25 protein-coding genes, 1 tRNA gene and 1 riboswitch are annotated in these 25,256 nt (G+C 44.7%); of the genes, 12 read left to right on the top strand and 14 right to left on the bottom strand.

Features of this window, described 5'->3' with window-relative positions; all coding sequences use genetic code 11:
- Positions 1-73: 73 nt before the first annotated feature.
- From VEZ01S_RS14975 to moaA, 11 genes are all read right to left on the bottom strand, one after another.
- Positions 74-1,018, bottom strand: coding sequence for a glutathione S-transferase family protein (locus VEZ01S_RS14975; protein ID WP_021714899.1), 945 nt, complete (start codon positions 1,016-1,018; stop codon positions 74-76).
- A gap of 101 nt (positions 1,019-1,119) precedes the next feature.
- On the bottom strand, positions 1,120-2,106 hold the full coding sequence (gene oppF, locus VEZ01S_RS14980) for a murein tripeptide/oligopeptide ABC transporter ATP binding protein OppF (RefSeq protein ID WP_021714900.1): 987 nt from the start codon (positions 2,104-2,106) through the stop codon (positions 1,120-1,122).
- Positions 2,107-2,117: 11 nt separating this feature from the next.
- Positions 2,118-3,092 carry an ABC transporter ATP-binding protein gene (locus tag VEZ01S_RS14985; RefSeq protein WP_021714901.1) on the bottom strand — a complete coding sequence of 325 codons (975 nt, stop codon included), beginning with the start codon at positions 3,090-3,092 and terminating at the stop codon, positions 2,118-2,120.
- Between the two features lie 20 nt (positions 3,093-3,112).
- Entirely contained in the window at positions 3,113-4,015 is a 903-nt protein-coding gene (gene oppC, locus VEZ01S_RS14990; RefSeq protein ID WP_021714902.1) for an oligopeptide ABC transporter permease OppC, read from the bottom strand.
- Positions 4,016-4,029: 14 nt separating this feature from the next.
- Positions 4,030-4,950 (bottom strand): oligopeptide ABC transporter permease OppB, encoded by a 921-nt coding sequence (gene oppB / locus VEZ01S_RS14995; RefSeq protein WP_021714903.1) that lies wholly within the window; start codon positions 4,948-4,950, stop codon positions 4,030-4,032.
- Between the two features lie 103 nt (positions 4,951-5,053).
- Positions 5,054-6,685, bottom strand: coding sequence for an ABC transporter substrate-binding protein (locus VEZ01S_RS15000; protein WP_021714904.1), 1,632 nt, complete (start codon positions 6,683-6,685; stop codon positions 5,054-5,056).
- Positions 6,686-7,216: 531 nt separating this feature from the next.
- The gene (gene moaE / locus VEZ01S_RS15005; RefSeq protein ID WP_021714905.1) at positions 7,217-7,663 is read right to left on the bottom strand and encodes a molybdopterin synthase catalytic subunit MoaE; all 447 of its coding nucleotides are present in this window, start codon (positions 7,661-7,663) and stop codon (positions 7,217-7,219) included.
- Between the two features lies 1 nt (position 7,664).
- Positions 7,665-7,910 (bottom strand): molybdopterin synthase sulfur carrier subunit, encoded by a 246-nt coding sequence (gene moaD, locus VEZ01S_RS15010; RefSeq protein WP_021714906.1) that lies wholly within the window; start codon positions 7,908-7,910, stop codon positions 7,665-7,667.
- Positions 7,907-8,386 (bottom strand): cyclic pyranopterin monophosphate synthase MoaC, encoded by a 480-nt coding sequence (moaC, locus tag VEZ01S_RS15015; protein WP_021714907.1) that lies wholly within the window; start codon positions 8,384-8,386, stop codon positions 7,907-7,909. Before moaC ends, moaD begins: the two co-directional genes overlap by 4 nt.
- 6 nt (positions 8,387-8,392) lie before the next feature.
- Positions 8,393-8,905: a molybdenum cofactor biosynthesis protein B gene (moaB, locus tag VEZ01S_RS15020; RefSeq protein ID WP_021714908.1), complete on the bottom strand. Its 513-nt coding sequence runs from the start codon at positions 8,903-8,905 to the stop codon at positions 8,393-8,395.
- A 71-nt stretch (positions 8,906-8,976) separates the two neighbouring features.
- Positions 8,977-9,966, bottom strand: a complete 990-nt coding sequence (moaA, locus tag VEZ01S_RS15025) for a GTP 3',8-cyclase MoaA (protein WP_021714909.1) — start codon at positions 9,964-9,966, stop codon at positions 8,977-8,979.
- Positions 9,955-10,121, bottom strand: a riboswitch (molybdenum cofactor riboswitch). It overlaps the preceding gene by 12 nt.
- A gap of 173 nt (positions 10,122-10,294) precedes the next feature.
- Here moaA and yvcK point away from each other — a divergent pair.
- Complete coding sequence (gene yvcK, locus VEZ01S_RS15030) at positions 10,295-11,179, top strand: uridine diphosphate-N-acetylglucosamine-binding protein YvcK (protein ID WP_040891137.1); 885 nt, start codon at positions 10,295-10,297, stop codon at positions 11,177-11,179.
- A gap of 29 nt (positions 11,180-11,208) precedes the next feature.
- Here the strand turns inward: yvcK and VEZ01S_RS15035 are convergent, their stop codons facing one another.
- From VEZ01S_RS15035 to uvrB, 3 genes are read right to left on the bottom strand one after another with little or no spacing between them, the layout of a single operon-like run.
- Positions 11,209-11,568 (bottom strand): Hpt domain-containing protein, encoded by a 360-nt coding sequence (locus tag VEZ01S_RS15035; protein ID WP_021714911.1) that lies wholly within the window; start codon positions 11,566-11,568, stop codon positions 11,209-11,211.
- On the bottom strand, positions 11,561-12,964 hold the full coding sequence (gene luxO, locus VEZ01S_RS15040; protein WP_021714912.1) for a quorum-sensing sigma-54 dependent transcriptional regulator LuxO: 1,404 nt from the start codon (positions 12,962-12,964) through the stop codon (positions 11,561-11,563). Before luxO ends, VEZ01S_RS15035 begins: the two co-directional genes overlap by 8 nt.
- Positions 12,965-12,999: 35 nt before the next feature.
- Entirely contained in the window at positions 13,000-15,045 is a 2,046-nt protein-coding gene (uvrB, locus tag VEZ01S_RS15045; protein WP_021714913.1) for an excinuclease ABC subunit UvrB, read from the bottom strand.
- A gap of 500 nt (positions 15,046-15,545) precedes the next feature.
- On the opposite strand from uvrB, the gene VEZ01S_RS15050 reads away from it, so the two are divergent.
- The 11 genes from VEZ01S_RS15050 (at position 15,546) to VEZ01S_RS15100 (ending at position 25,248) form a co-directional block, all read left to right on the top strand.
- Positions 15,546-15,621 (top strand) — tRNA-Asn (locus VEZ01S_RS15050).
- A 362-nt stretch (positions 15,622-15,983) separates the two neighbouring features.
- The gene (rsxA, locus tag VEZ01S_RS15055; protein ID WP_021714914.1) at positions 15,984-16,565 is read left to right on the top strand and encodes an electron transport complex subunit RsxA; all 582 of its coding nucleotides are present in this window, start codon (positions 15,984-15,986) and stop codon (positions 16,563-16,565) included.
- Positions 16,565-17,146 (top strand): electron transport complex subunit RsxB, encoded by a 582-nt coding sequence (rsxB, locus tag VEZ01S_RS15060; RefSeq protein WP_021714915.1) that lies wholly within the window; start codon positions 16,565-16,567, stop codon positions 17,144-17,146. Before rsxA ends, rsxB begins: the two co-directional genes overlap by 1 nt.
- Positions 17,147-17,151: 5 nt before the next feature.
- On the top strand, positions 17,152-19,506 hold the full coding sequence (gene rsxC, locus VEZ01S_RS15065; RefSeq protein ID WP_021714916.1) for an electron transport complex subunit RsxC: 2,355 nt from the start codon (positions 17,152-17,154) through the stop codon (positions 19,504-19,506).
- A complete protein-coding gene (rsxD, locus tag VEZ01S_RS15070) occupies positions 19,506-20,555 on the top strand; it encodes an electron transport complex subunit RsxD (protein WP_021714917.1) in 1,050 nt (349 codons plus the stop codon). The genes rsxC and rsxD overlap by 1 nt, the downstream gene beginning before the upstream one ends.
- A gap of 4 nt (positions 20,556-20,559) precedes the next feature.
- Positions 20,560-21,189 carry an electron transport complex subunit RsxG gene (rsxG, locus tag VEZ01S_RS15075; protein WP_021714918.1) on the top strand — a complete coding sequence of 210 codons (630 nt, stop codon included), beginning with the start codon at positions 20,560-20,562 and terminating at the stop codon, positions 21,187-21,189.
- Positions 21,189-21,881: an electron transport complex subunit E gene (locus tag VEZ01S_RS15080; protein WP_021714919.1), complete on the top strand. Its 693-nt coding sequence runs from the start codon at positions 21,189-21,191 to the stop codon at positions 21,879-21,881. The genes rsxG and VEZ01S_RS15080 overlap by 1 nt, the downstream gene beginning before the upstream one ends.
- A gap of 20 nt (positions 21,882-21,901) precedes the next feature.
- Positions 21,902-22,537 carry an endonuclease III gene (gene nth, locus VEZ01S_RS15085; protein ID WP_021714920.1) on the top strand — a complete coding sequence of 212 codons (636 nt, stop codon included), beginning with the start codon at positions 21,902-21,904 and terminating at the stop codon, positions 22,535-22,537.
- Between the two features lie 44 nt (positions 22,538-22,581).
- Positions 22,582-22,998: a lactoylglutathione lyase gene (gene gloA, locus VEZ01S_RS15090; RefSeq protein ID WP_021714921.1), complete on the top strand. Its 417-nt coding sequence runs from the start codon at positions 22,582-22,584 to the stop codon at positions 22,996-22,998.
- A gap of 246 nt (positions 22,999-23,244) precedes the next feature.
- Positions 23,245-23,889 carry a ribonuclease T gene (gene rnt, locus VEZ01S_RS15095; RefSeq protein WP_040891141.1) on the top strand — a complete coding sequence of 215 codons (645 nt, stop codon included), beginning with the start codon at positions 23,245-23,247 and terminating at the stop codon, positions 23,887-23,889.
- A 33-nt stretch (positions 23,890-23,922) separates the two neighbouring features.
- Positions 23,923-25,248 carry a Na+/H+ antiporter family protein gene (locus tag VEZ01S_RS15100; RefSeq protein WP_040891144.1) on the top strand — a complete coding sequence of 442 codons (1,326 nt, stop codon included), beginning with the start codon at positions 23,923-23,925 and terminating at the stop codon, positions 25,246-25,248.
- The last annotated feature ends 8 nt before the right edge of the window (positions 25,249-25,256 follow it).

Below are 25,256 nucleotides of genomic sequence, written 5' to 3' on the forward strand. Positions count from 1 at the left end.
CAATGAAAACACCCGCTCAGTGAGCGGGTGTTTTTGTATGCGCCCCTACAAATCAGTTAAGCCCAAAAACCATTTAAACCAAATCTCGATTATGCTCGGATTCAAAATCTAAATCTGGCCCTTGCGGTATCACTTGAGTTGGGTTTATCCCAGTATGGCTAAAGTAATAGTGACGTTTGATCTCGGCAATATTGGTGGTTTTTGCCACCCCACTCACTTGGTACAACTCTTTCAAATAACCTTGCAAGCGGCGATAATCGCTAATGCGTTTTTTATTGCACTTAAAATGCCCTACATACACCGCATCAAAGCGCACCAATGTAGTAAACAATCGCCAATCAGCTTCAGTTAATTGAGCACCGGTTAAATAACGGTGCGTAGCGAGATGCTCGTCAATTCTATCTAATGCGGCAAACAATGCGTCATAAGCTTCGGCATACGCTTGCTGCGTAGTAGCAAAGCCGCAGCGATAGACCCCATTGTTGATATTGGGATAGATGTAGTCATTCCACTCCTCTATTTGCTGGCGTAATGCTTGCGGATAAAAATCCACTGTATTGCCTGTCAGCGCATTAAATTCGCTGTTAAACATGCGGATGATTTCAGAGGATTCATTGCTGACAATGGTGTGTCGCTGCTTGTCCCACAAAACAGGTACCGTTACACGCCCCGTATAATCAGGTTTCGCTTTAGTGTAAATTTGATGAAGTTTATCAAAACCATATAAGGGATCAGGCACATCAAACTCCCACCCTTCATTGAGCATATCAGGACTGACGATACTGGCAGAAATGTGTTCTTCTAGCCCTTTAAGGGCTCTAAAAATTAAGGTTCTATGTGCCCAAGGACAGGCTAGAGAGACGTATAAATGGTAACGACCTGATTCGGGCTTAAAAGGGGCATCCTCAGCATTTTGTATCCACTGGCGAAAGCCAGCATCTTCACGCACAAACTTTCCACTACTGGCTTTGGTGTCATACCAAGTATCGTGCCATTTTCCTTCCACTAATTTACCCATTATTTACTCCCTTAACTGGTATTTATACAGTATAAGCAGTAAACATAAAAAAGAGCGTGCTGCTTACGCAACACGCTCTAGCTTGTCACAGCTAAAAAAGATTAATAGGAGTGAAAACAAGACACTGCGTGAATATCATCACCTTCTAAGGTAGGCTTAGTTTTCGCACATGCTTCGGTTGCAACCGGACAGCGCGTTCTAAATACACAACCAGAAGGCGGATTCATTGGTGACGGTAAATCACCTTCTAGCATCTCAATCTTCTTCGCGCGCTCAAGCTTAGGATCAGGAATAGGTACCGCAGACATCAAAGCGCGAGTGTACGGATGCTTAGGTTGAGCAAACAACTCTTTTGATTCACCAAGCTCAACCGCATTACCCAAATACATCACCAATACGCGGTCTGAAATGTGTTTAACCACCGACAAATCGTGCGCAATAAACACTAGGCTTAAACCAAATTCTTTTTGCAGCTCTTTAAGAAGGTTCACTACCTGTGCCTGAATCGATACGTCTAGCGCCGATACAGGTTCATCACAGATGATCATCTTAGGCTTTAGAATCAAGGCACGGGCAATACCAATACGTTGACACTGACCACCAGAGAACTCATGCGGATAACGGTTGATCACGTTAGGCAACAAGCCTACTCTGTCCATCATCTTTTTCACTTCTTGCTTCACTTCATCCTTGCTTAGATTTGGATAAAATGTTTTCAGAGGCTCAGCAATAATGTCGCCTACCGTCATACGTGGGTTAAGAGATGCCAACGGATCTTGGAAGATCATTTGAATGTCTTTACGCGTTTCGCGGCGCTGTACGTCTTGCATTTTAGTCAGATCTTGACCAAGCCAAACAATCTCACCATCGGTTGCTTCAACTAAGCCTACAATCGCGCGAGCAAACGTAGACTTACCACAACCAGACTCACCAACCACACCCAGAGTTTCCCCTTCGTAAAGGCGAACATTAACGCCATCTACCGCTTTAAGTGGTGTCGGTTTGCTCCAAGGCCAAGCCGATTTAGACGCAATCTGAAAATGAACCTTTAATGATTTCACATCCAGTAGTAAATTTTTATCATTCATTGGTGATGTGCTCATCGTGTCCAAGCCTCGTGATCAGAAAAACATGCGCGTTGACGCCCCTCTCCAAATGGAGTGAGGATCGGTGACTCGCTCTTACAGCGATCAGTTACGCGGTGACAGCGCTCTTGATACGGACAACCTGGTGGCAAACGCAATAAGTTTGGCGGGTTACCCGGGATCGTTGGCAGTATCTCACCTTCGGTATCTAAGCGAGGAATCGCTCTTAACAGACCTTCCGCGTATGGATGACTTGGTGAGTAGAAGATTTCGTCTACTGTGCCATATTCCATAGTTCGGCCAGCGTACATCACCAATACTTTGTCACAAGAACCTGCCACAACACCCAGATCGTGTGTGATCATGATAATTGAGGTATTGAACTCCGATTTTAGCTCGTTCAGCAAATCCATGATCTGCGCCTGAACGGTAACATCCAGTGCGGTGGTTGGCTCATCGGCAATCAAAAGTTTTGGACGACATAGCAACGCCATCGCAATCATCACACGCTGACGCATACCGCCTGAGAACTCATGCGGATACATGGTAATACGCTTACGCGCCTCAGGGATTTTTACCGCTTCTAACATGCGTACAGATTCTTCAAACGCTTCTGACTTACCCATGTTTTTATGCAACATCAACACTTCCATCAACTGGTCACTCACCTTCATGTAAGGGTTAAGTGAGGTCATTGGATCTTGGAAGATCATGGCGATTTGTTCTGCGCGAACCTTATTTAGCTCTTTTTCTGGAAGGTTTAGGATTTCCTTACCTTCAAACTTCGCACTGCCTTTGATAATGCCGTTTTTTGCCAGCAGACCCATAATCGCAAACACGGTTTGTGATTTACCAGAGCCTGACTCACCCACGATACCTAAAGTCTCGCCCGCTTTAAGCGAGAAGTTTAAATCGTTTACCGCGGTTACTGTGCCGTCTTGAGTAGAAAACTCTACTCTCAGGTCTTTTACATCTAATAAATTGCTCATCACTGAATTCCTTATTGTTCTTATCTGTCTTTTGGATCAAGTGCATCACGTAAGCCATCGCCCACGTAGTTGAAACAAAATAGGGTTACGACCATAAACAAAGCTGGGAATGTCAGCTGCCAAATAGCCACTTCCATTGTTTGAGCACCTTCTTGTAGCAATGCCCCCCAACTTGTCATTGGCTCTTGAACGCCTAGACCAAGGAAAGATAGGAATGATTCAGTCAAAATCATACTTGGTACAAGCAGGGTCGAGTAAACCGCTACAATACCCAGTACGTTTGGCACAATGTGGCGAGTAATAATGCGCCACTTACTTACGCCACAAACGTGCGCCGCTTCGATGAACTCTTTACTGCGCAAGCTCAAGGTTTGACCACGCACAATACGTGCCATATCAAGCCATGCAATCGCGCCGATAGCCACGAATATCAACACGATATTTCGGCCAAAGAAGGTCACCAATACGATCACCAAGAACATGAAAGGAACCGCGTATAGGATTTCTAGGATACGCATCATAATACGGTCAGTACGTCCGCCAATGAAGCCTGACGCCGCGCCGTACAAAGTACCAATCAATACCGCAACCAGTGCGCCCAATACGCCCACCATCAATGAGATTCGACCGCCGACTAAGGTACGCACAAACAAATCGCGCCCAAGGCTATCAGTACCAAACCAATGCTCCATAGAAGGTGCAGCATGCATGGCATACCAGTCAGTATCGTCATACGCGTACTGAGACACCATAGGTAGGAAGATAACGGCCAAGGTGATTAGGGCGAGAATAAACAAGCTCACCATCGCCGCTTTATTGCGCATAAAACGAATGCGGGCGTCTTGCCATAACGAGCGACCTTCAATTTCAAGGTTCTCAGAGAACTTTTCAATCGCTTCTAGATTTTCTTTTTTAGATAACATGCATATTTCCTTTCTTAGAAGCGAATCTTAGGATCGATAGCGGCCAGCAGAATATCCACCACAGCGTTAAACAGGATAAACAAGAACCCGATTAAGATGGTGATCCCCATAACCAATGAGTAATCACGGTTAAAAGCGGCGTTAACGAACAGCTTACCAATGCCTGGTAAACCAAAGATAGTTTCAATAACAACTGAACCGGTAATGATGCCAACAAACGCAGGCCCCATATAAGAAACAACCGGTAGCATTGCAGGTTTCAGTGCATGTTTGAAAACGATATAACGGTAGCTAAGCCCTTTCGCGCGAGCGGTACGGATGAAGTTACTGTTTAGAGTTTCGATCATAGAGCCACGGGTAATACGCGCAAACGTCGCAACGTATAGCAGTGACATGCCAATAACAGGCAATACAATGTACTCCCAACCTCCGTTGTGCCAGCCACCTGCTGGGAACCAACCTAAATTAATTGAGAATAGGTAAATCAATACCGGTGCGAGTACAAATGAGGGCATCACCACCCCGAGCATGGCGGTCGCCATTATCGAGTAGTCGAGCCAAGTATTTTGCCGCAGTGCAGCTATAGTGCCGACCGTGACCCCCATGATTACAGTAAAGATAAAAGCGAAAAAGCCGATCTTAGCCGACACAGGCAGCGCGTCAGCAACCAACTCATTTACTGTGTAATCTTTATATTTAAATGAAGGGCCAAAATCACCCTGTAAGATGTTGGTCAGATAAGTGGTGTACTGCTCAAGCACAGGCTTGTCTAGGCCGTACTTCGCATTAATATTTGCCATAACCTCAGGGGGTAATGGTCGTTCACTTGAGAAAGGGTTACCTGGTGCGAAGCGCATCAAGAAAAAGGATATCGTAATGAGAACCAGTAATGTTGGGATTGCTTCGAATATCCGTTTAGCAATAAATTTAAACATGATTCTTCCAGTCTGTGACAAAAAATAAAAAGTAAAAAAGGTCCTGCATGCGCTCGTGCACATGCAGGCCGGTCATATTATTGTTTTTTTTTAAAGCAAAAAGTTACTTAGCGATAATGTACATATCTTTCGAGAACATCTTGTCTTCAGCGTTATTTGCTGGGTATCCGCCTACTGTAGGAGAAACAAGACGAGAAGTAACGTACTGATAGATTGGCGCGATTGGCATGTCAGTTGCCAATTGCTTCTCAGCTTTGTTGTAGATATCTTCACGCTCAGCGTCACTCGTCGCTAGCATCGCTTTCGCCATCAATGCATCGTAAGTATCGCTGTGGTACTTAGGATCGTTTGAGCTGTTGTTCGATTGCATTAGTGACAAGAAGCTAGAGGCTTCGTTGTAGTCACCACACCAACCCGCACGAGTCACATCGAAGTTACCTTCACGGCGCGTATCTAGGTACGTTTTCCACTCTTGGTTTTCAAGCTTAATCTTCACGCCAAGATCTTTTCTCCACATAGATTGAATTGCGGTTGCAATTTTCTTGTGGTTCTCAGAGGTGTTGTAAAGCAGAGTAAACTCTAGAGGGTGGCTCTTATTAAAGCCAGCTTCTGCCAGTAGCTCTTTCGCTGCGGCAATACGCTCTTTTTGAGTCATCTTACCGTAAGCAGGTAGATCTGGGTGGAAGCCTGCTGTGATTTCAGGTGTTAGGAAGTAAGCTGGCTTTTGACCTTGACCAAGGATGGCATTGGCGATCACGTCACGGTCGATAGCGTAAGAAAGCGCTTTACGAACACGGACATCATCAAATGGTGCTTTAGCGTTATTAAATCCGTAGTAGTAAGAACACAAGTTACCTTTCACGTTCACCGCTTCTGGGTGCTCTTTCTGTAGACGACGGAAGTGCTCTACTGGTAATTCGTTAGTGATTTGAATCTCACCAGATAAGAAACGGTTCATTTCAGATACTTGGTTCTCAATCGGTAAGTATGTCACCTTATTAAGAACAGTATGTGCGTTGTCCCAGTATTTCTCATTGCGTTTCAGCTCTAGACGCTCGTTCACAACCCAGTTACTTACTGTAAATGCGCCATTACCAACGAAGTTTGCAGGGCGAGTCCATTGATCACCATACTTTTCTACAACCGCTTTGTTAACCGGTTTCATCGTTGTATGACCTGTCATCATCACGAAGTAAGGAACAGGCGTATCTAGGTGTACTTCAAGTGTATGGTCATCAATGGCCTTAACACCCAAAGTAGATTTGTCTTTTTTCCCTGCAACGATGTCAGCAGCGTTAGTCATGGTGGTCATTTCGATATACCACGAGTACGGTGATGCTGTTGCCGGATCAACCGCACGTTGCCAGCTATATACAAAGTCTTGTGCTGTTACAGGCTCGCCATTTGACCAAACGGCTTCTTTACGTAGGTGGAAAGTAAATGTTTTATTGTCGGTAGTTTCCCAGCTTGTTGCGACACCAGGAACGGTATTACCATCTGCATCTTGGTTTACAAGACCTTCTAACAAATCACGAATAACGTGCGACTCAGGCACACCTTCTGTTTTGTGAGGGTCAATTGAAGCAACTTCTGTTCCGTTACCTCGAACCAATTCTTGAACTTTAGCAAGCTTAGTGCCTTCAGGTACTTGTGCAGCAATTGAAGAAAAAGAAGTTGCAGCCACGGCTAGGCTAGCACCAAGAAGAAGAGCTTGGGTGATTTTGTTTTTATACATGCAAATAAACTCCAGTTTTTTAATGTTGCATCCATGAGTTCTTTACGCCGAGCGATAGCCATTATTGTTATCTATTTTGGTATCCGTAAAATTATGTAAAAGGCTATAGGACATAAAGAATGGAAACAAAGTTACCAATCCTTGAAAGTTTTTGCCATAAAAATGTCACAACACAGCCCTTAAACTCCTGCACGGGTCAACATTTTAGAACTAAATTTCAACCCAAACAATAATGTCAGTGATCTAGACTGCAAAAATCAAAACCAAACTCAAAAATTACATCACCATTCACTATAGCGTGATCACCATCACGAAAAATAAAGCCAAAAACAACACCTTATTAACAGTAGATCATAAGTTTAAAAACAAAGATCTCGACTTAATCACAAATAAAAAAGATGAATTTTGACAAGAAAATATAAAAATAAATTAGCTTTTTTGATGCAGATCAAAAAAGCCCCATAAATAATGGGGCTTTTTAGTATTTGAAAAAACTGTGATATAAATCACACTACTTGTAATACCATACCACTACCAGCGTTGCATGGATTCCTGATCAGACTCACGAGACTCTATCCAACGAGATGCATTGCTTAGACGCTCTTTTTTCCAAAACGGCGCCTTCGTTTTTAAGTAATCCATAATGAATTCACAAGCAGAAAATGCCGCCTCTCTATGCGCGCTTGATACCCCCACTAAGACGATTTGATCTGCAATATCTAAATCCCCCACTCGGTGGATCACCGTCACCTTATCTAAAGGCCAGCGACTACGAGCTAAAGTACAGATTTCATGCAACGCCTTTTCCGTCATCTGCGGATAATGCTGTAGATGTAACCCAAGCACATTATCCCCTAAATTGAAGTCACGTACTTTTCCGACAAATGTCACTACTGCGCCAATAGACGGAGACTCACCTAATCGAGCGTATTCTTTTGATAAGTCAAAATCTTCTTCTTGAACGACGACTCTATCCATATTATCCCCCTGTAACTGGAGGAAAGAATGCCACTTCATCGCCGGATTTTACACTTGCCTCTAGAGGTGACATGGTGTGATTTACGGCCGCTAACAATTTTCCAGACTCAAGCGCTAACGCCCATTTGTCCCCACGGCCGATTAACTGTTGACGGATCTCATCAACGGTTGAGTGCTGACTCTCTATTATTAATTCGTCTTGCCCCACCAGCTCACGCACCTGCGCAAAAAATACGACTTTTATCATAAGCTCGCCTCAAAATGCCCCGATTTTCCACCACGCTTCTCTAGCAACCTAACTTGTGAAATTACAATATCTTTTTGTACCGCTTTGCACATGTCATAAATGGTCAGCGCCGCCACTGAGGCGGCAGTTAACGCTTCCATTTCGACGCCAGTTTTGCCAGCAAGTTTACACACAGATTCAATTCTTACCTGGTTACTTTCTGGTAGTGGTGTGAGTTGCACTTCTACTTTAGACAACAGCAGTGGATGGCAAAGGGGAATTAAGTCCCACGTTTTCTTAGCCGCTTGAATACCCGCGATGCGAGCGGTCGCAAACACATCACCTTTATGGTGCTCGCCGCTTAATATCAAAGATAGAGTGTTCGCAGACATACTCACAATAGCTTCAGCTCGCGCTTCACGAACCGTGTCCGCTTTTGCCGATACGTCCACCATATTCGCTTCGCCATTTTGATTGATATGGGTTAATTCACTCATAGAATATTACTTCCCAATATGCGGCATGAAATTACACGGCTTATGACGCGAATCCAGTTGTTCTTTAATAATGCGAGTCCACGCCGTGCGACATGCACCAGTTGAACCTGGCATCGCTAAGATAACCGTGCGATTGGCAAATCCACCTAACGCGCGTGATTGAATGGTCGATGTGCCGATTTCTTCGTAAGAAACAGCGCGGAACAATTCACCAAAGCCCTCCACTTGCTTATCAAACAACGGAGTAAGTGCTTCAGGGGTAAAGTCGCGAGCGGTAAAGCCAGTGCCACCCGTAAGTAAAATGGCGTCCACGGACTCATCAGCAATCCACTTTGACACAATGGCGCGAATTTTATACACGTCATCGATAACAATCTGCTTATCCGCCAATCTATGTCCAGCAGCTTTAACTTGATCCACTAAATAGCCACCACTGGTGTCTGTCTCTTCGGTGCGCGTGTCAGATACGGTTAATACCGCAATACTAGCCGGTGTAAAATCGTTATGAGCGTGTCCCATAAATCTCAATTCCTTTGTTCTATTTATAATAATTTAAATGACATGGCGTTTATCAATTAGAGGTAACTGACTTAGCCACCAATCGATGCCAGATGCGGAGTCGCCCCAGAGTTGTTCTGGTCAAGATGATGACTGACATCTTTAATTTTTAAACCTTGTGAAATGCGAGCAATAAGCTCTTCTTCTTGTTGGTCTTCTTGCATAAGATCGCGAAGCTCTAAGCCTTCTTCACCAAAAAGACATAAATGCAATTTACCCATCGCCGAAACCCGTAAACGGTTACAAGTGGAGCAGAAGCCTTTTTCATACGGCATGATAAGCCCAATTTCACCTTCATACTCTGGATGTACGAACACTTGTGCAGGCCCATCATTGGCTTCTCTTAGCTTTAACAACCAACCATTGGCAATAAGGTGATTACGTATCGATACGCCAGACACATGTCGTTTCTCAAACAATTCGTCCATCTCACCGGTTTTCATTAGCTCAATGAAACGTAGCTGAATAGGTCTGTCTTTTATCCAGTGCAGAAACTGCGGAAGTTGCTGGCTATTTAAGTCTTTTAATAGCACGACATTGACTTTAACTTGCTCATACCCTATTTCGAAAGCGCGGTCGATCCCCGACATCACATCGTGAAAACGGTTTTGTCCGGTGATCTGATAAAATTGTTTTGGGTCTAAGCTGTCTAGGCTGACATTGATATGAGTTAAACCCGCTTGCTGCCAGTCAGACACTTGCTTTTGCATGCGGTAACCATTGGTGGTGGTGGCTATTTTCTCAATGCCTGGGGTTTGGGCGACGCTATGGACAATATCGGTAAAATCTCGACGCAGTGTTGGCTCACCACCGGTGATACGCACTTTAGTCGTACCGCAATGCGCGAAAGCTCGCACTACTCGCTGGATCTCGGGTAGAGTGATAAAAGGGGGGCGCTTACTCGCTTCAGGACGATAGCCATCAGGTAAGCAATAATTACACTTAAAGTTACAGACATCAGTAACTGAAAGCCGCAAGTAGTAAAACTTACGGTGGAAACTATCTTCAAATTGTTGCGTCACAAAACACCTTTCCTAAATACGGGAGGCAACGCCATTTCTAGTGCAGCCCTGGTGACACTATGTCACGGCCTAAACCACATATTGTGTCTCTTAAACCCCCAAACGTGAGGTTTTACGACAAACTTAGTGAAGAAGACTCGGAGTTTTTCACCTACAGTATAAACCATTTTACGTAGGCAAGCGTAAAGCCTAAAGGAATGCACTCACTTTTACCAAGCTGAATGTTGCAAAAAGAGCGTTCAATCAACTTCATATCTAATTTATTTGGTCTATTTATCAATTTCAGATACATTGACTAAAAAACCTCATACAAGAATAAGTGATCAGTGTGGATATATTCTCAGAAAACAAAATCGTGGCTATTGGTGGCGGACACGGTTTAGGACGTATGTTAGCGGCTCTTAAAGACTTTGGAGAGAACGCGACGGGGATTGTGACCACGACTGATAACGGCGGCTCGACAGGACGCATTCGCAATTGCCAAGGTGGGATAGCATGGGGCGATACTCGCAATTGTCTCAATCAGTTAATCACCGAACCTTCGATAAGCTCAATGATATTTGAATATCGCTTTCGTGGCTTAGGCGAGCTCGACGGACATAACCTTGGCAACCTTATTTTAACGGCCATGGACAACCTTTCGATTCGACCTCTAGATGCCATTAATTTGGTTCGCGAGATGCTCAAAGTAGAGGTCAATATTTTACCTATGACCGAACACCCATCCGATCTTCGAGCACTATCGACCAAAGGACAATGGGTAAAAGGCGAAACCAGCGTCGACGAAATGGATGAAGATTTATTGCGATTGGATCTTGATCCTGAAGTGCCAGCAACTCGCGAAGGCATAGAAGCGATCAAAGTGGCGAACGCCATTATCTTGGGCCCGGGCAGCTTTCTCACCAGTATAATGCCTCCACTGTTGTTACCTGAAATAGGCCGCGCAATTAACGCCAATAAAACAGCAAAACTGATTGTTGTGGAAAATCTCAGCCCCGAATATGGCCCAGCAGGGCGAATGAATCTCCACCAAAAACTCGCCTGGATTGAACGGGCTTGCCAAGGTAGAGAAATCGATGTGGTATTAGGCGGGGAAGCCCATCCTGAATTAGAGGAGCGCTGGAATATCGTGACTCGCGATCTCGCCTCGCTAAACAGAGAGTGGCGTCACGATCGCGATAAATTGCACTTAGCTATTGTAGAGCAGCTTTAACGCACTCCTTCAAAACGCTCTATCAAGCATCAACGCAGCTGCTGTTGTAGCTGCTCTAATTTATACACGGTGCGTCGCAATATTGAGAGCAAACCAGCGCATTGTTGATCAAACTCAGAAAAACGCTGCTGTTTATAAAACCCATCCATTTCCGCGGCTTTTTCAGTCAGCAATATTGCGCCAAAACTTGGAGCACTGCCTTTTATTGCATGGCAAGTACGCGCGATTTGTTCTCGGGTTTGCGAGTTAATGTCAATGGACTCTACTTGCCCGATATACTGTTGCAGCTCTTGCTTAAACAGATCAAGTAATGCGGACATCATCTCCTCACCGACTTGTGCGCTTAAACTGACAATTTTGTCATTTTGCAGAAGATTAAACTCATCCATGCCCTTTCTCCCACTTCTCTAATTTTCGATACAAAGTGGACGCACTGACATCCAACTCCGTAGCCGCTGATGGAATACTGCCACCACACAATTGAATGGCTCTTTCTATCACGCGACGTTCTACCTGCGCCAAGGGAATAATTTTTCGTGTATCATCATTGTGCTCAGGGTCTAAAAAACTATCGATGGCATCTTCGGAATACGACGCCACTTTAAAACGATCCAATGGGGACGGTAGCATGTCTAAGCTGACTTCTTCACCTTCGTTGAGCACCACAATATTGCGTATCACATTTTGCAACTGACGCACATTGCCCGGCCAAGGGTAAGAGATAAAATGACGCAATACCTCCTCTTGAAATTTCCCAAAGCGTTTGTTTTCTTCAAGTGATGTAAAGCTAAGCAAAGAATAGGCAATTTCTATAATGTCATCACCGCGCTCACGCAAAGGGGGTAGATGCAAAGGAATGACATACAAACGGTAGTACAGATCTTCACGAAAGCGCCCTTTACGTACTTCTTCCCACGGGTCTTTGTTGGTTGCACACACAAAGCGTACGTCTACTTGGCTAAGCTTAGAAGAGCCCACTTTTTGATAAGTGCTGGTTTGAATAAATCGCAATAACTTAGTCTGCAACTCTAAATCCATCTCGCACAGTTCATCTAAAAACAGTGTCCCTCCATCAGCCAGTTCCGCAGCACCTTTACGATCCGTCGCTGCGCCCGTAAATGCACCTTTCACGTGACCAAATAGTTCACTTTCAATCAGATCCTTAGGAATAGCCGCACAGTTTAGGGCGATAAAAGGCTGAGTGCTTCGATTACTCACCGAATGAATCGCCTCAGCACATACCTCTTTGCCGGTGCCACTTTCGCCAGTAATGAAAATACTGGCTTTACTCGATGCTGCCGAATCAATGGTTTTATACACTTGCTGCATACTAGGGCTTGATCCCACAAACCCTTGATATTGACTGACATCTCCCAGCACATCATGTTGAGCATTTCGCGTTTGATGAATGGCTTTTGAGACGGTAATGCGCAACTGATCGGCTTCGCACGGTTTAATCAGAAAGTCATGCGCGCCAGCTCGCATTGCCTCTACCGCCACTTCAATAGAGCCATACGCCGTCATAAATATCACAGGTACTTTTGGTGCTTGGGTACGCACCTTCTTTAAAACATCCATGCCCGTCATATCAGGAAGGTGCAAATCCAATAGCATAAGATCAATAGGATGCTGAGCAAGGTGTGCGAGCGCCGCCTCCCCGCTGGACACAATACTAATGTCTAAATTTAGTGTGCCAAGATACGTTTGATACAAGCTGGCTACCGAAAGCGTATCCTCGACCATTAGTAACTTTAGCTGTTGATTTTCTGCTTTATTTTTTGGCATTGAACCTAAACCTGATACGGCAATATTAAAAAACGTTAACTATTGGCAATAAATTGGCGACGATACTCTTCCATCTGATCGCGCTTAGCCGCAGCTTCTTCAAACTCAAGATTTTGTGCATGCTGATACATTTCATTTTCCAGTTTAAGGATCAGTTTCTCAAGCTCTTGCGGCGTTAAACTCTTATATTGTTCATCATTTTCAGCCACTTTAGACAAAGGTACAGCCTTAGACTTTCTATTGCTACTTGATTTGGTGGCGTTGCCAAGCTCCATAATGTCTTTGATACTTTTCTTCAGCGCTTGTGGCACTATGCCGTGCTGTTCATTGTATTGCTGCTGTTTTAGACGGCGACGCTCGGTTTCACCCATCGCTTTCGCCATCGACTTGGTGATGCGATCAGCATAGAGGATAGCTTTGCCTTCTAAGTTTCGCGCAGCGCGACCTATGCTCTGAATGAGTGAGCGCTCTGAGCGTAAAAAGCCTTCTTTATCTGCATCTAAGATAGCTACTAACGATACCTCCGGCATATCCAGACCTTCTCGAAGTAAGTTAATACCCACTAACACGTCAAATTCGCCTAAACGTAAATCGCGAATGATCTCAACACGCTCTACTGTATCCACATCAGAGTGTAAATAGCGCACCTTCACATCGTGCTCGGTCAAGTATTCGGTTAAATCTTCCGCCATACGTTTGGTTAAAGTGGTCACCAATACCCTTTCATCTTTAGCGCTACGAATGCGTATTTCAGATAACAGATCATCCACTTGAGTAGCCACGGGGCGCACTTCTAATTCAGGATCCAGTAAGCCTGTAGGGCGCACCACTTGCTCAGCAATATCTCCCCCAGAGGTTTCCTTTTCATAGTCACCCGGCGTTGCCGACACAAAAATAGTTTGCGGCGCCAATGCCTCAAACTCATCAAATTTAAGCGGTCGGTTATCCAGTGCAGAAGGCAAACGAAAACCAAATTCGACCAAAGTCTCTTTGCGAGAGCGGTCACCTTTGTACATCGCGCCAATTTGAGGCACGGTAACGTGAGATTCATCAATCACCAATAAGCCATCGTGCGGAAGATAATCAAATAAGGTCGGTGGCGGCTCGCCCTCGTCGCGCCCACTCAAGTGTCTTGAATAGTTCTCTACCCCAGAACAAAAGCCTAGCTCGTTCATCATTTCAATATCAAACTGAGTGCGCTGGCTAATGCGCTGCTCTTCTAATAGCTTATTGTTCTCTAAAAGATGCTGTTTACGATCCACCAGCTCTGCTTTGATTTTCTCAATCGCTTCTAGCATGCGATCGCGCGGCGTCACGTAGTGGGTTTTCGGATAAATGGTGTAACGCGGCAAGTCACGCTGTGTCACTGAGCCAGTAAGAGGATCGAATACACTGATACAGTCAATCTCATCGTCAAACATTTCAATCCGCACGGCATCATGCTCGGATTCAGCAGGGTATATATCAATCACCTCACCACGCACCCGAAATTGGCCACGTTCAAAAGCAACATCATTGCGCGAATATTGCAGCTCGGCTAAACGGCGTAATATGTCTCGTTGATTAACCACGTCTCCCCGCGTGACGTGTAGCATCATTTTTAAATAGGATTCAGGGTCACCTAAACCATAAATTGCCGATACTGACGCCACGATAATGGCGTCTTTTCTCTCAAGCAGAGCCTTGGTAGCAGACAGTCGCATTTGCTCTATATGAGCATTCACCGAAGAGTCTTTTTCGATAAAGGTATCGGTGGTCGGTACATACGCTTCCGGCTGGTAGTAATCATAGTAAGACACAAAATATTCAACGGCGTTGTTTGGGAAAAACGCCTTCATTTCACCGTACAATTGCGCGGCTAGGGTTTTATTCGGTGCAAGGATGATCGCTGGACGCTGCGCTTTAGCGATAACATTCGCCAGTGAGAAGGTTTTTCCTGAGCCCGTTACACCAAGCAAAGTTTGATGAGCAAGCCCATTATCTAATCCTTCCAATAATTGCTTGATCGCTGTTGGCTGATCACCTGCGGGTTCATAGCTTGAAACTAAATCAAACGTTTTTGTGTTTTTTTCTTCTTCCACAATGAGTTACCTTCAACTGACAGTTCTTTATGTGTCTTTATATCAATTTTATCACGAATAGTGCTAGCACTCGATTTTAACATTTGTTATATTCTTCAACCCTACAGAAAAACCCCTCTTTCGTAACATCAATTTAACTCACAGCTTTTCCCCAGAAACTCGCGATACGTTACATATATGTTCATTTATTATGCTTTGACCATTCTGCTATATTAATGCTCTTTTTACCTCTAATTCCTATATAATGTCTTGTCTTTATTGAAGTTGTGCTTCAGATCAATGCATAAGCAAAAGTTGCATACCTGTTAACAGAAAAAAGTTACCCCGCAGTCATTAACATACTTATCCACAAAAACAGTGGATAACTCTCGACAAGCCAGAGCGGACAAGGCCTACTCCTTTTGCAAAATAAGCGTTCCTCTTTTTTTTAGAAACTTCTTTCAATTTTGTATTGACAGACAGAAACCATATCAGTAATATTCGCCTCGCTTTACAGCAATTCCCCCTTAGTTCAGTTGGTAGAACGGCGGACTGTTAATCCGTATGTCGCAAGTTCAAGTCTTGCAGGGGGAGCCAAATTTTAGAAAAGCCGCATCTTAGGATGCGGCTTTTTTTATGCTATTTTTTCTTCATCACCCACGCTAATTCCAATCGTACTAAATAACGGGTCATTGCTAGCCGCGATGGACTTTTAACCAAAAATCATCTCCATACACCTCACGCCATTAAAAACCAATGCAACCTTAGTCCTCAAAATTCATACCTAAACAGGCGAAATAAACGCCTTTTTCTCTCGTTGTGATGCTTTTTCTAGGCCGAGATTAAAAAGAAACGCGTAATAAGCGCTATATTTTCTAAATCCCTACAGATGTTATGTTGTTATATACCTAACAAATTAGGATAATGTTCAACTCGATCTGGGTGAGTAAAAAATTGGTATGACCGAATATATTTTGTTGTTGATTGGTACTGTGCTGGTCAATAACTTTGTGCTAGTTAAATTCTTAGGCTTATGTCCTTTTATGGGTGTCTCTAAAAAGTTAGAGGCCGCTATCGGCATGGGGCTTGCTACAACGTTTGTCTTAACGCTGGCCTCTGTCTGCGCCTACTTAGTTGAAACCTATTTATTAGAACCACTGGGCATTGAATATTTAAGAACCATGAGTTTTATCTTGGTGATTGCGGTAGTGGTGCAATTTACAGAGATGGTGGTACACAAAACCAGTCCAACTCTCTACCGTCTACTGGGTATTTTTATTCCTTTAATTACCACTAACTGTGCGGTTTTAGGGGTAGCACTATTAAATGTGAATGAAAACCACAGCTTTATTGAATCCATTATTTACGGGTTTGGTGCCGCGGTAGGTTTTTCAATGGTACTGATTTTATTTGCTTCAATGCGTGAGCGTATTGCCGCTTCCGATGTCCCAACCCCTTTTAAAGGCGCATCCATTGCTATGATCACCGCAGGTTTAATGGCGCTGGCGTTCATGGGCTTTACTGGATTGGTGAAAATATAATGAGCGCTATTATTATCGCAGTCATCGCGCTAGTCGTTCTCGCCGCATTCTTTGGTGGACTGCTTGGCTTTGCTTCAATTCGTTTTAAAGTCGAAGCCGATCCCATCGTTGAGCAAATTGATTCTATTTTGCCACAAACTCAATGTGGCCAATGTGGCTACCCAGGTTGTAAACCTTATGCAGAAGCAATAGCCAACGGTGACGAGATCAATAAATGCCCTCCTGGCGGCGAAGCGACGATTCAAAAACTGGCCGATTTATTAGGTGTTGATGTCCCGGACTCAGCGCACGACCTTTCAGACAATGTAAAAAAAGTCGCCTTTATTCATGAAGACATGTGTATTGGCTGTACTAAATGTATTCAAGCCTGCCCTGTTGATGCGATTGTCGGTGGCACTAAAGCACTGCACACCGTGATATCTGATCAGTGTACCGGTTGCGATCTGTGTGTCGCACCTTGCCCAACAGACTGCATTGAGATGGTACCGGTGAAAACCACCACCGATAACTGGCAATGGCAGCTTAATTCTATACCTGTGGTCAATATTGATACCACATCTAGCACTAACGGAAACTCGTAGCGAACATGCTCTCTTTAATCGAAAAAATTCGCTCTGGTCACCTCTGGGAATTCCCAGGGGGTGTTCACCCACCAGAGAACAAATCTCAATCTCAATCGTCAAAGATTGCGCGCTCGAGTCTCGCAGATGAGTTGGTCATTCCAATCAGACAACACATCGGTAAAAAGGGCGACATCACCGTTCGCGTTGGCGATAAAGTGCTAAAAGGGCAACCGTTAACGCAATTTAGCACCAGTTTTAGCCTACCGGTTCACGCCGCTACGTCTGGCGAAATTATTGCTATTGAACCGCGTCCAAGTTGTCACCCTTCTGCGATTCCAGAAATGTCTATCGTGCTAAAGCCCGACCATCAAGACACCTGGATTCCGCATCAAGGCGTACCTGATTACACCCAATGCAACCCAGAACAGTTATTGGACATCATTCGCCAAGCGGGCATTTCTGGCTTAGGCGGCGCAGGCTTTCCTACCGCCCGAAAATTGCAATCGGGCCTTGGCCGTGTTGATATTTTAATTATCAACGCAGCGGAATGTGAACCCTATATCACCGCTGACGATACCCTAATGCGTGAATACTCTGATGAGATCATGCAAGGCATTGAAGTACTCAAGCACATCTTAAAGCCCAAGCTGACCATTATTGGTATTGAAGATAACAAGCCTGAAGCGATTGCCGCGTTACATGAAGCTGGTGCTGATCACGATGTGGTCATTCGCGTAGTACCGACTAAGTATCCTTCTGGCGCGTCCAAACAACTGATAAAAATTCTGACCAACAAAGAAATTCCGAGCAGCGGTTACTCTGCCGATATTGGAATGACCATGTTTAACGTCGGTTCCGTGTTTGCGGTAAAACGCGCAGTGATTGATGGCGAACCGCTTATTGAACGTGTGGTGACGTTAACGGGTAACAGCATTAAGTCTGCCAAAAATTATTGGGTTCCAATCGGTACACCAGTCGCGCACCTTCTCCAACAAGGGGAGTTTACGCCGACTAAAAAACAAGCCGTGATTATCGGTGGTCCTATGATGGGCTTTGCCTTACCGAATATCGAAGCGCCACTGACTAAGATCAGTAACTGCGTGTTAGCTCCGGGAAAACGAGAAATCTCGTTTGATGATCATGAAATGGCCTGTATACGTTGTGGCCAGTGTGCCGAAGTATGTCCAGCCTCGTTACTTCCTCAACAAATGTTGTGGTATTCCAGAGATAAAGATCTGGATAAACTCGAAGAATACAACCTAAAAGATTGCATCGAATGTGGTGCTTGCGCCTATGTTTGCCCAAGTAATATTCCGTTGGTGCAATACTATCGCCAATCTAAAGCTGAAATAAAATCACGTAATGCCGAACAAGAAGCGGCTGAACGTGCCAAGGTTCGCTTTGAAAAACGCAAACAACGCTTAGAGCGCGATAAACTCGAACGTGAACAAAAATACAAGCAAGCGGCTGACAAACGTCGCAGTCAAATGAAAACCGCCGATGGTGATGATGCAGTTGCAGCCGCCATAGAACGCGTTAAACAACAGAAATCGGCAGGGCCAAAATCGGCCGTTGCCGCTGCTATTGCTCGTGCCAAGGCAAAACAAGCACAAGCGCAATCAGACGATGCAAACGAACCTGATAACTCAGAAATGCGTCAATTGCGTGAACAGCGCAAACAACAAGCACGTTTGAAAAAAGCCGAGCAAGCCCAAAACGGCAACGAAGTCGTGGATAACACTAACAGCAAGACTAAGAGCGACGCTGTTGCTGCGGCTATTGCCCGCGCTAAAGCCAAGAAAGAACAGCTTGCTAACTCATCAAACGATGCAGCATCAACAGACAAACCTTCGAAGCAAGATGCAATAAAAGCGGCCGTAGAAAGAGCAAAAGCCAAAAAAACGGCTCAAGCAAGTGCTTCACTCAGCACTAGTACTGAGACCAACAGCGAAGGTGACTCGAAAAAGTCAGCGGTTGCTGCCGCTGTCGCTCGTGCTAAAGCAAGAAAAGCCGCGCAACAATCTGCATCTGCCGAGGTTAAGCCTGAAAGCTCTGAGTTAGAAAACGCTGACTCACAAACCGCTGAACCTGCACAAAAACCAGATCCGAAAAAAGCCGCTGTGGCCGCTGCTGTCGCTCGCGCCAAAGCAAGAAAAGCCGCGCAACAATCTGCATCTGCCGAGGTTAAGCCTGAAAACTCTGAGTCAGATAATCCTGCTTCAGAAAGCACTGATTCAAAAAACGCTGACTCACAAACCACGAAACCTGTGCAAAATCCAGACCCGAAGAAAGCGGCTGTTGCCGCAGCTATCGCTCGGGCAAAAGCAAGAAAAGCAGCTCAACAAGCTGATAGCAGTGACTCTAAGGAGAAAAACTAGTGGCCTTTTTTATCGCCAGCTCACCACACACTCAAAAGCGTCGCTCACTGTCGAATATGATGCTATTGGTTGCCATTTGTGCCATTCCCGGCATTTTGGCACAAACCTACTTTTTTGGTTTTGGCACAATCATACAAGTGTTGTTTGCTATTTTAGTGGCATGGTCTTTCGAATCCATCGTGATGCTATTACGAGGGCGATCCCCTTTTAATGCATTACGTGACAACAGTGCGTTATTAACCGCATTGTTACTTGCCATCGCCATTCCTCCTTTATCCCCTTGGTGGATCACCGTTATCGGTCTATTTTTCGCCATTGTGATTGCAAAACACCTTTATGGTGGCATTGGGCAGAATTTATTTAACCCGGCTATGGTCGCCTATGTGGTTCTGCTGATCTCTTTCCCGGTGCAGATGACCAGTTGGGCAACGCCCGCGCAAATTTCATCGACTCCCGTTGGCGCAACGGATGCCCTGTCTCTGATATTCAGTGGTTTTAATATTGATGGCATGTCACTACAGCAGATACGCACTGGCGTTGACGGCATCACTATGGCAACCCCGCTAGATACCGTGAAAACCGGACTGGGACATGGTCAAACCTTATCTGAAATCACGAGTAGCCCTCTGTTTTCAGGTATTGCAGGGTTTGGTTGGGAATGGGTTAACATCATGTTCTTAATCGGTGGTTTAGCCATGATTAAGCTGCGCGTCATTCAATGGTATATCCCGGCAGGTGTATTAGCCGGTATGTTGGGAATGAGCCTAGTGCTGTTTATCATAGCGCCAGGAGCGCAGGGTTCTCCGCTGTTTCAACTCTTCTCTGGAGCGACTATGCTCGGCGCGTTTTTTATTGCCACCGACCCAGTCTCAGCGGCAACAACAGTGAAAGGTCGCCTGATCTTCGGCGCGCTTATTGGCGTACTGGTGATCATTATTCGCACCTTTGGTGGCTTCCCAGATGGCATCGCATTTGCGGTTATTATTGCCAATATGTGTGTACCACTTATTGATTACTACACTAAACCAAGAACCTACGGTCACAAGTAATATCATGTTAAAAACCATACAAAGAAACGGTTTAATCCTCGCCATGTTCGCTTGCATTACAACAGGCGTAGTGTCTATTACGCATCTATTGACCGAGGATACGATACAAGCACAGCAAATTGCGCAATTACAAGGGCAACTTAATCAAGTTATCCCAACCAGCATGCACGACAATGAGCTCTACACTCATTGTCTAAACTTAAATGACCCAGCGCTGGGTACGCAAGACAACATGCCGGCTTATGTTGCAACACTCAATGGTGAGCCTACGGCGATCGCCATTGAGACAATTGCACCTGATGGCTATAACGGCGCAATCAAACTGCTGGTGGGTATCGACTTACAAGGTAAAGTGTTAGGTACTCGGGTTTTATCGCAAAATGAAACACCCGGATTGGGAGATAAAATTGATCTACGTGTGTCTGATTGGATACTGTCCTTTACCAATAAAGAGATTACAGCAGAAAATCACGACAGTTGGCACGTACGCAAAGACGGCGGTCAATTTGACCAGTTTACTGGTGCAACCATTACCCCGCGCGCCGTGGTAAAATCCGTCTACAAAACGGGCTTATACTTTTCTCAAAATCAGCAACAGATCTTGAACCACTCACCACAATGTGAGGTGAAATAATGTCAGAGAAAAAACAACTGTTAAAAAATGGACTGTGGGACAATAACCCTGCCCTAGTGCAACTGTTGGGTCTATGTCCGCTTTTGGCTGTGTCCGCCACCGTCACCAACGCCTTAGGTTTAGGTATTGCCACCTTGATGGTACTGGTCGGTTCAAATCTGACCATCTCTTTGATCCGTCATCACGTACCACAAGAAATCCGTTTACCTATCTTCGTCATGATTATTGCGGCACTGGTCACCTGTGTGCAACTTCTCATAAATGCATACGCATACGGACTTTATCTATCGCTAGGCATTTTTATTCCGCTAATTGTGACAAACTGCATCATTATTGGTCGCGCAGAAGCGTATGCTTCTAAAAATACCCCTTTGCTTGCCGTATTAGATGGACTTTGGATGGGGTTAGGTATGACCGCTGTTTTGGTGGTACTTGGCGCGATGCGCGAAATCCTTGGCAATGGTACATTGTTTGATGGCGCCGATTTGTTGCTCGGAGAGTGGGCCAGCATTTTACGAATCCAAATTTATCATGTAGACAGCAACTTCTTACTGGCTATGTTACCCCCAGGCGCCTTTATAGGTGTGGGCTTTCTGATCGCTGCCAAAAACTGGATAGACAGTTATCAAGCTAAAAGAGCCCCAAAACAACAGAAGAAAGAAATTCAACGCGCTCGTGTTACTAACAATTAATTTTTATTTAAACGGACTCAATGAACAAAGATAAACGTCGACTCATATTAGAAAAGCTACGTGAGGAAAACCCTCACCCAGAAACTGAGCTAAATTGGAGCTCCCCTTTTGAGCTATTAATTGCCGTTTTGCTCTCAGCTCAAGCCACCGATGTCAGCGTCAATAAGGCAACGGATAAGCTGTTTCCCGTTGCCAATACCCCGCAAGCGCTGTTTGATCTTGGGGTTGATGAACTGAAACAATACATAAAAACCATTGGTCTGTTTAACTCAAAAGCAGAAAACACCATCAAGACCTGCAAAATATTGCTAGAGAAACATAATGGTGAAGTCCCTGAAAACCGTGAAGCCTTAGAAGCGCTACCCGGTGTAGGGCGTAAAACAGCCAATGTGGTACTCAATACGGCCTTTGGCTGGCCAACCATTGCGGTAGACACACATATTTATCGTGTTTCCAACCGAACTAAGTTTGCCATGGGCAAAACCGTTGACGATGTTGAACAAAAACTGCTTAAAGTCGTCCCTAAAGAATTTAAACTCGATGTCCATCACTGGCTCATTTTACATGGTCGCTACACCTGTGTTGCCCGTAAGCCACGCTGCGGTAGTTGTATCATTGAAGATCTATGTGAGTTTAAAGATAAAGTCATAGATTAGAGCCATTTTCAACAACTCAAAATAACAATAACGAAGGAAACAATATGTCTCAAGGTCGCGTATTACACACCATGCTTCGCGTGGGTGATTTAGACAAATCTATCGAATTCTATACCAAAGTGATGGGTATGGAAGTACTGCGTAAAAACGAAAATAAAGAGTACCAATACACGCTAGCCTTTGTTGGCTTTGGTGATGAATCTCAAGGGGCTGTGATTGAACTGACCTATAACTGGGGTACGACTCAATACGATCTCGGTGACGCCTTTGGTCACGTTGCAATTGGTTATGAAGATATCTACGCCACTTGCGACGCAATTAAAGCCGCTGGCGGCAACGTCACTCGCGAACCGGGTCCTGTAAAAGGCGGTTCTACACACATCGCTTTTGTTACCGACCCAGATGGTTATAAGATTGAGCTTATTCAACGCGCGAATGCCTCTGCGGGTTTAAACGGATAACCCCCTAATACCCTTACTAATATTAAGGTGATAGATAATTGATAACTATCACCTTTTTTCTTCTCTATCCTTATACTTGCCTTAAAACACTCCTAAGATCACTGACTTTTCATACAAATACTGACTAACTATTCGCCGCCTCACTTTGGCTTTTTCATGTTACCTGTTCGCTAAATACATGTTTAGGTTTAGAAAAAGTTGTGAATCTGTAATAATGCCCCTCCTTATTTATATGTTTAACGTGTTATGACTATAGAAAATGAAGCTTTGACGCTAAAAAAACGGTTCAGGGGCTATTTCCCTGTGGTTATTGATGTGGAAACGGCGGGATTTAATTGCAAAACTGATGCCCTGCTGGAAATTTGTGCAGTCACTCTGGCGATGGATGAAAATGGAGATTTGCACCCTGCAAGCACTCTTCACTTTCAAGTAGAGCCTTTTGAAGGCGCGAATTTAGAAAAAGAAGCGCTCGATTTTATCGGCATGCCAGATCCTTTTAGCCCGCTACGTGGTGCTATCCCTGAATCAGAAGCACTCAAAGAAATCTATAAATTAGTACGTAAAGAACAAAAACAAGCCGAATGTAGCCGTGCCATTATTGTGGCGCACAATGCGGCTTTTGATCATGGTTTTGTCTCTCAGGCTAGCGAGCGCTCTAAGTTAAAGCGAGTACCGTTTCATCCATTTGCAACCTTTGATACCGCAACCTTAAGTGGTCTTGCTTTTGGGCAAACGGTATTGGCAAAAGCGTGTAAGACAGCACAAATAGAGTTTGATAATAAAGAAGCGCATTCCGCACTTTACGATACCCAAAAAACCGCTGAATTATTTTGTAAGATTGTCAATAAATGGAAAGCACTAGGCGGCTGGCCATTGATTGAACAAGACTAAACACATAACCCTAAAAGAGCTTCGAGAAGAATAATGAATCCCATAATTATATCCGTTTGCATCATGCTATTGCTGGCATTGATGCGCGTTAACGTGGTCGTTGCGTTAACATTCAGTGCCATCGTTGGCGGACTTACCGCTGGAATGAGCATTAATGACACCATCAGTGCCTTTGAAGGCGGCCTTGGTGGCGGTGCCACAATTGCATTGAGTTATGCCATGCTGGGTACGTTTGCCGTGGCTATCTCTAAATCAGGCATTACTGATTTACTGGCACAAAGTGCAATTAAGAGAATCAATGGTCAAAAAAATGACTCAGCTTCTACCGCTCTAAAATATGGCGTATTGGCGACACTGGTTTTAATTACCATGTCTTCGCAAAACGTTATCCCTGTACACATCGCGTTTATCCCAATTCTTATTCCACCTTTGCTCGCGGTGTTTGCCAAACTAAAACTGGATCGTCGCATGATTGCCTGTGTGCTCACGTTTGGCCTTGTGACGCCATATATGGTGCTGCCAATTGGTTTCGGCGGTATTTTCCTCAACAATATCTTGTTGAAGAATTTAAGAGACAACGGTCTACAAAACATTAGCGCCGCAGACGTGCCAATGGCGATGCTGTTCCCCGCTCTAGGAATGGTTACCGGTTTGCTTATTGCTATTTTTGTTAGTTATCGCAAGCCAAGAACCTACCAAGAAACTGAAATCACACATGTGGATTCAGAGCCGAGTCACATCAATAAGAAACACATTTTAGTCGCTGTAGTCGGCATCATTGCCGCACTTTCGGTTCAGCTCTACACCGGCTCTATGATCATCGGTGCCTTGGCTGGTTTCATGGTATTCACCTTTGGTGGTGTTATCGCTTGGAAAGAAACACACGATGTATTTACCCGTGGTGTACACATGATGGCGATGATTGGCTTTATCATGATTGCAGCCGCTGGATTTGCAGCGGTAATGAAAGCAACCGGTGGCGTAGAAACGCTAGTACAAGCCCTTTCGACCTCTATTGGTGACAACAAACCTCTTGCTGCATTGCTGATGCTAGTCGTAGGTCTACTTGTGACGATGGGTATTGGTTCTTCTTTCTCGACGATCCCTATCATCGCAACGATTTATGTTCCATTGGCACTGGCATTTGGTTTCTCGCCAATGGCGGTAGTTGCACTGGTCGGTACAGCAGCGGCACTAGGTGATGCTGGCTCTCCAGCGTCAGACTCCACTTTAGGTCCAACGTCTGGCCTTAATGCCGATGGTCAACACGAACATATTTGGCAAACGGTTGTCCCTACGTTTATCCACTACAACATCCCTCTCATCATCTTCGGCTGGATCGCGGCTATGGTGCTTTAGGGTCGGTT

It is taken from the genome of Vibrio ezurae NBRC 102218, from assembly GCF_000467185.1.
GTDB lineage: Bacteria > Pseudomonadota > Gammaproteobacteria > Enterobacterales > Vibrionaceae > Vibrio > Vibrio ezurae.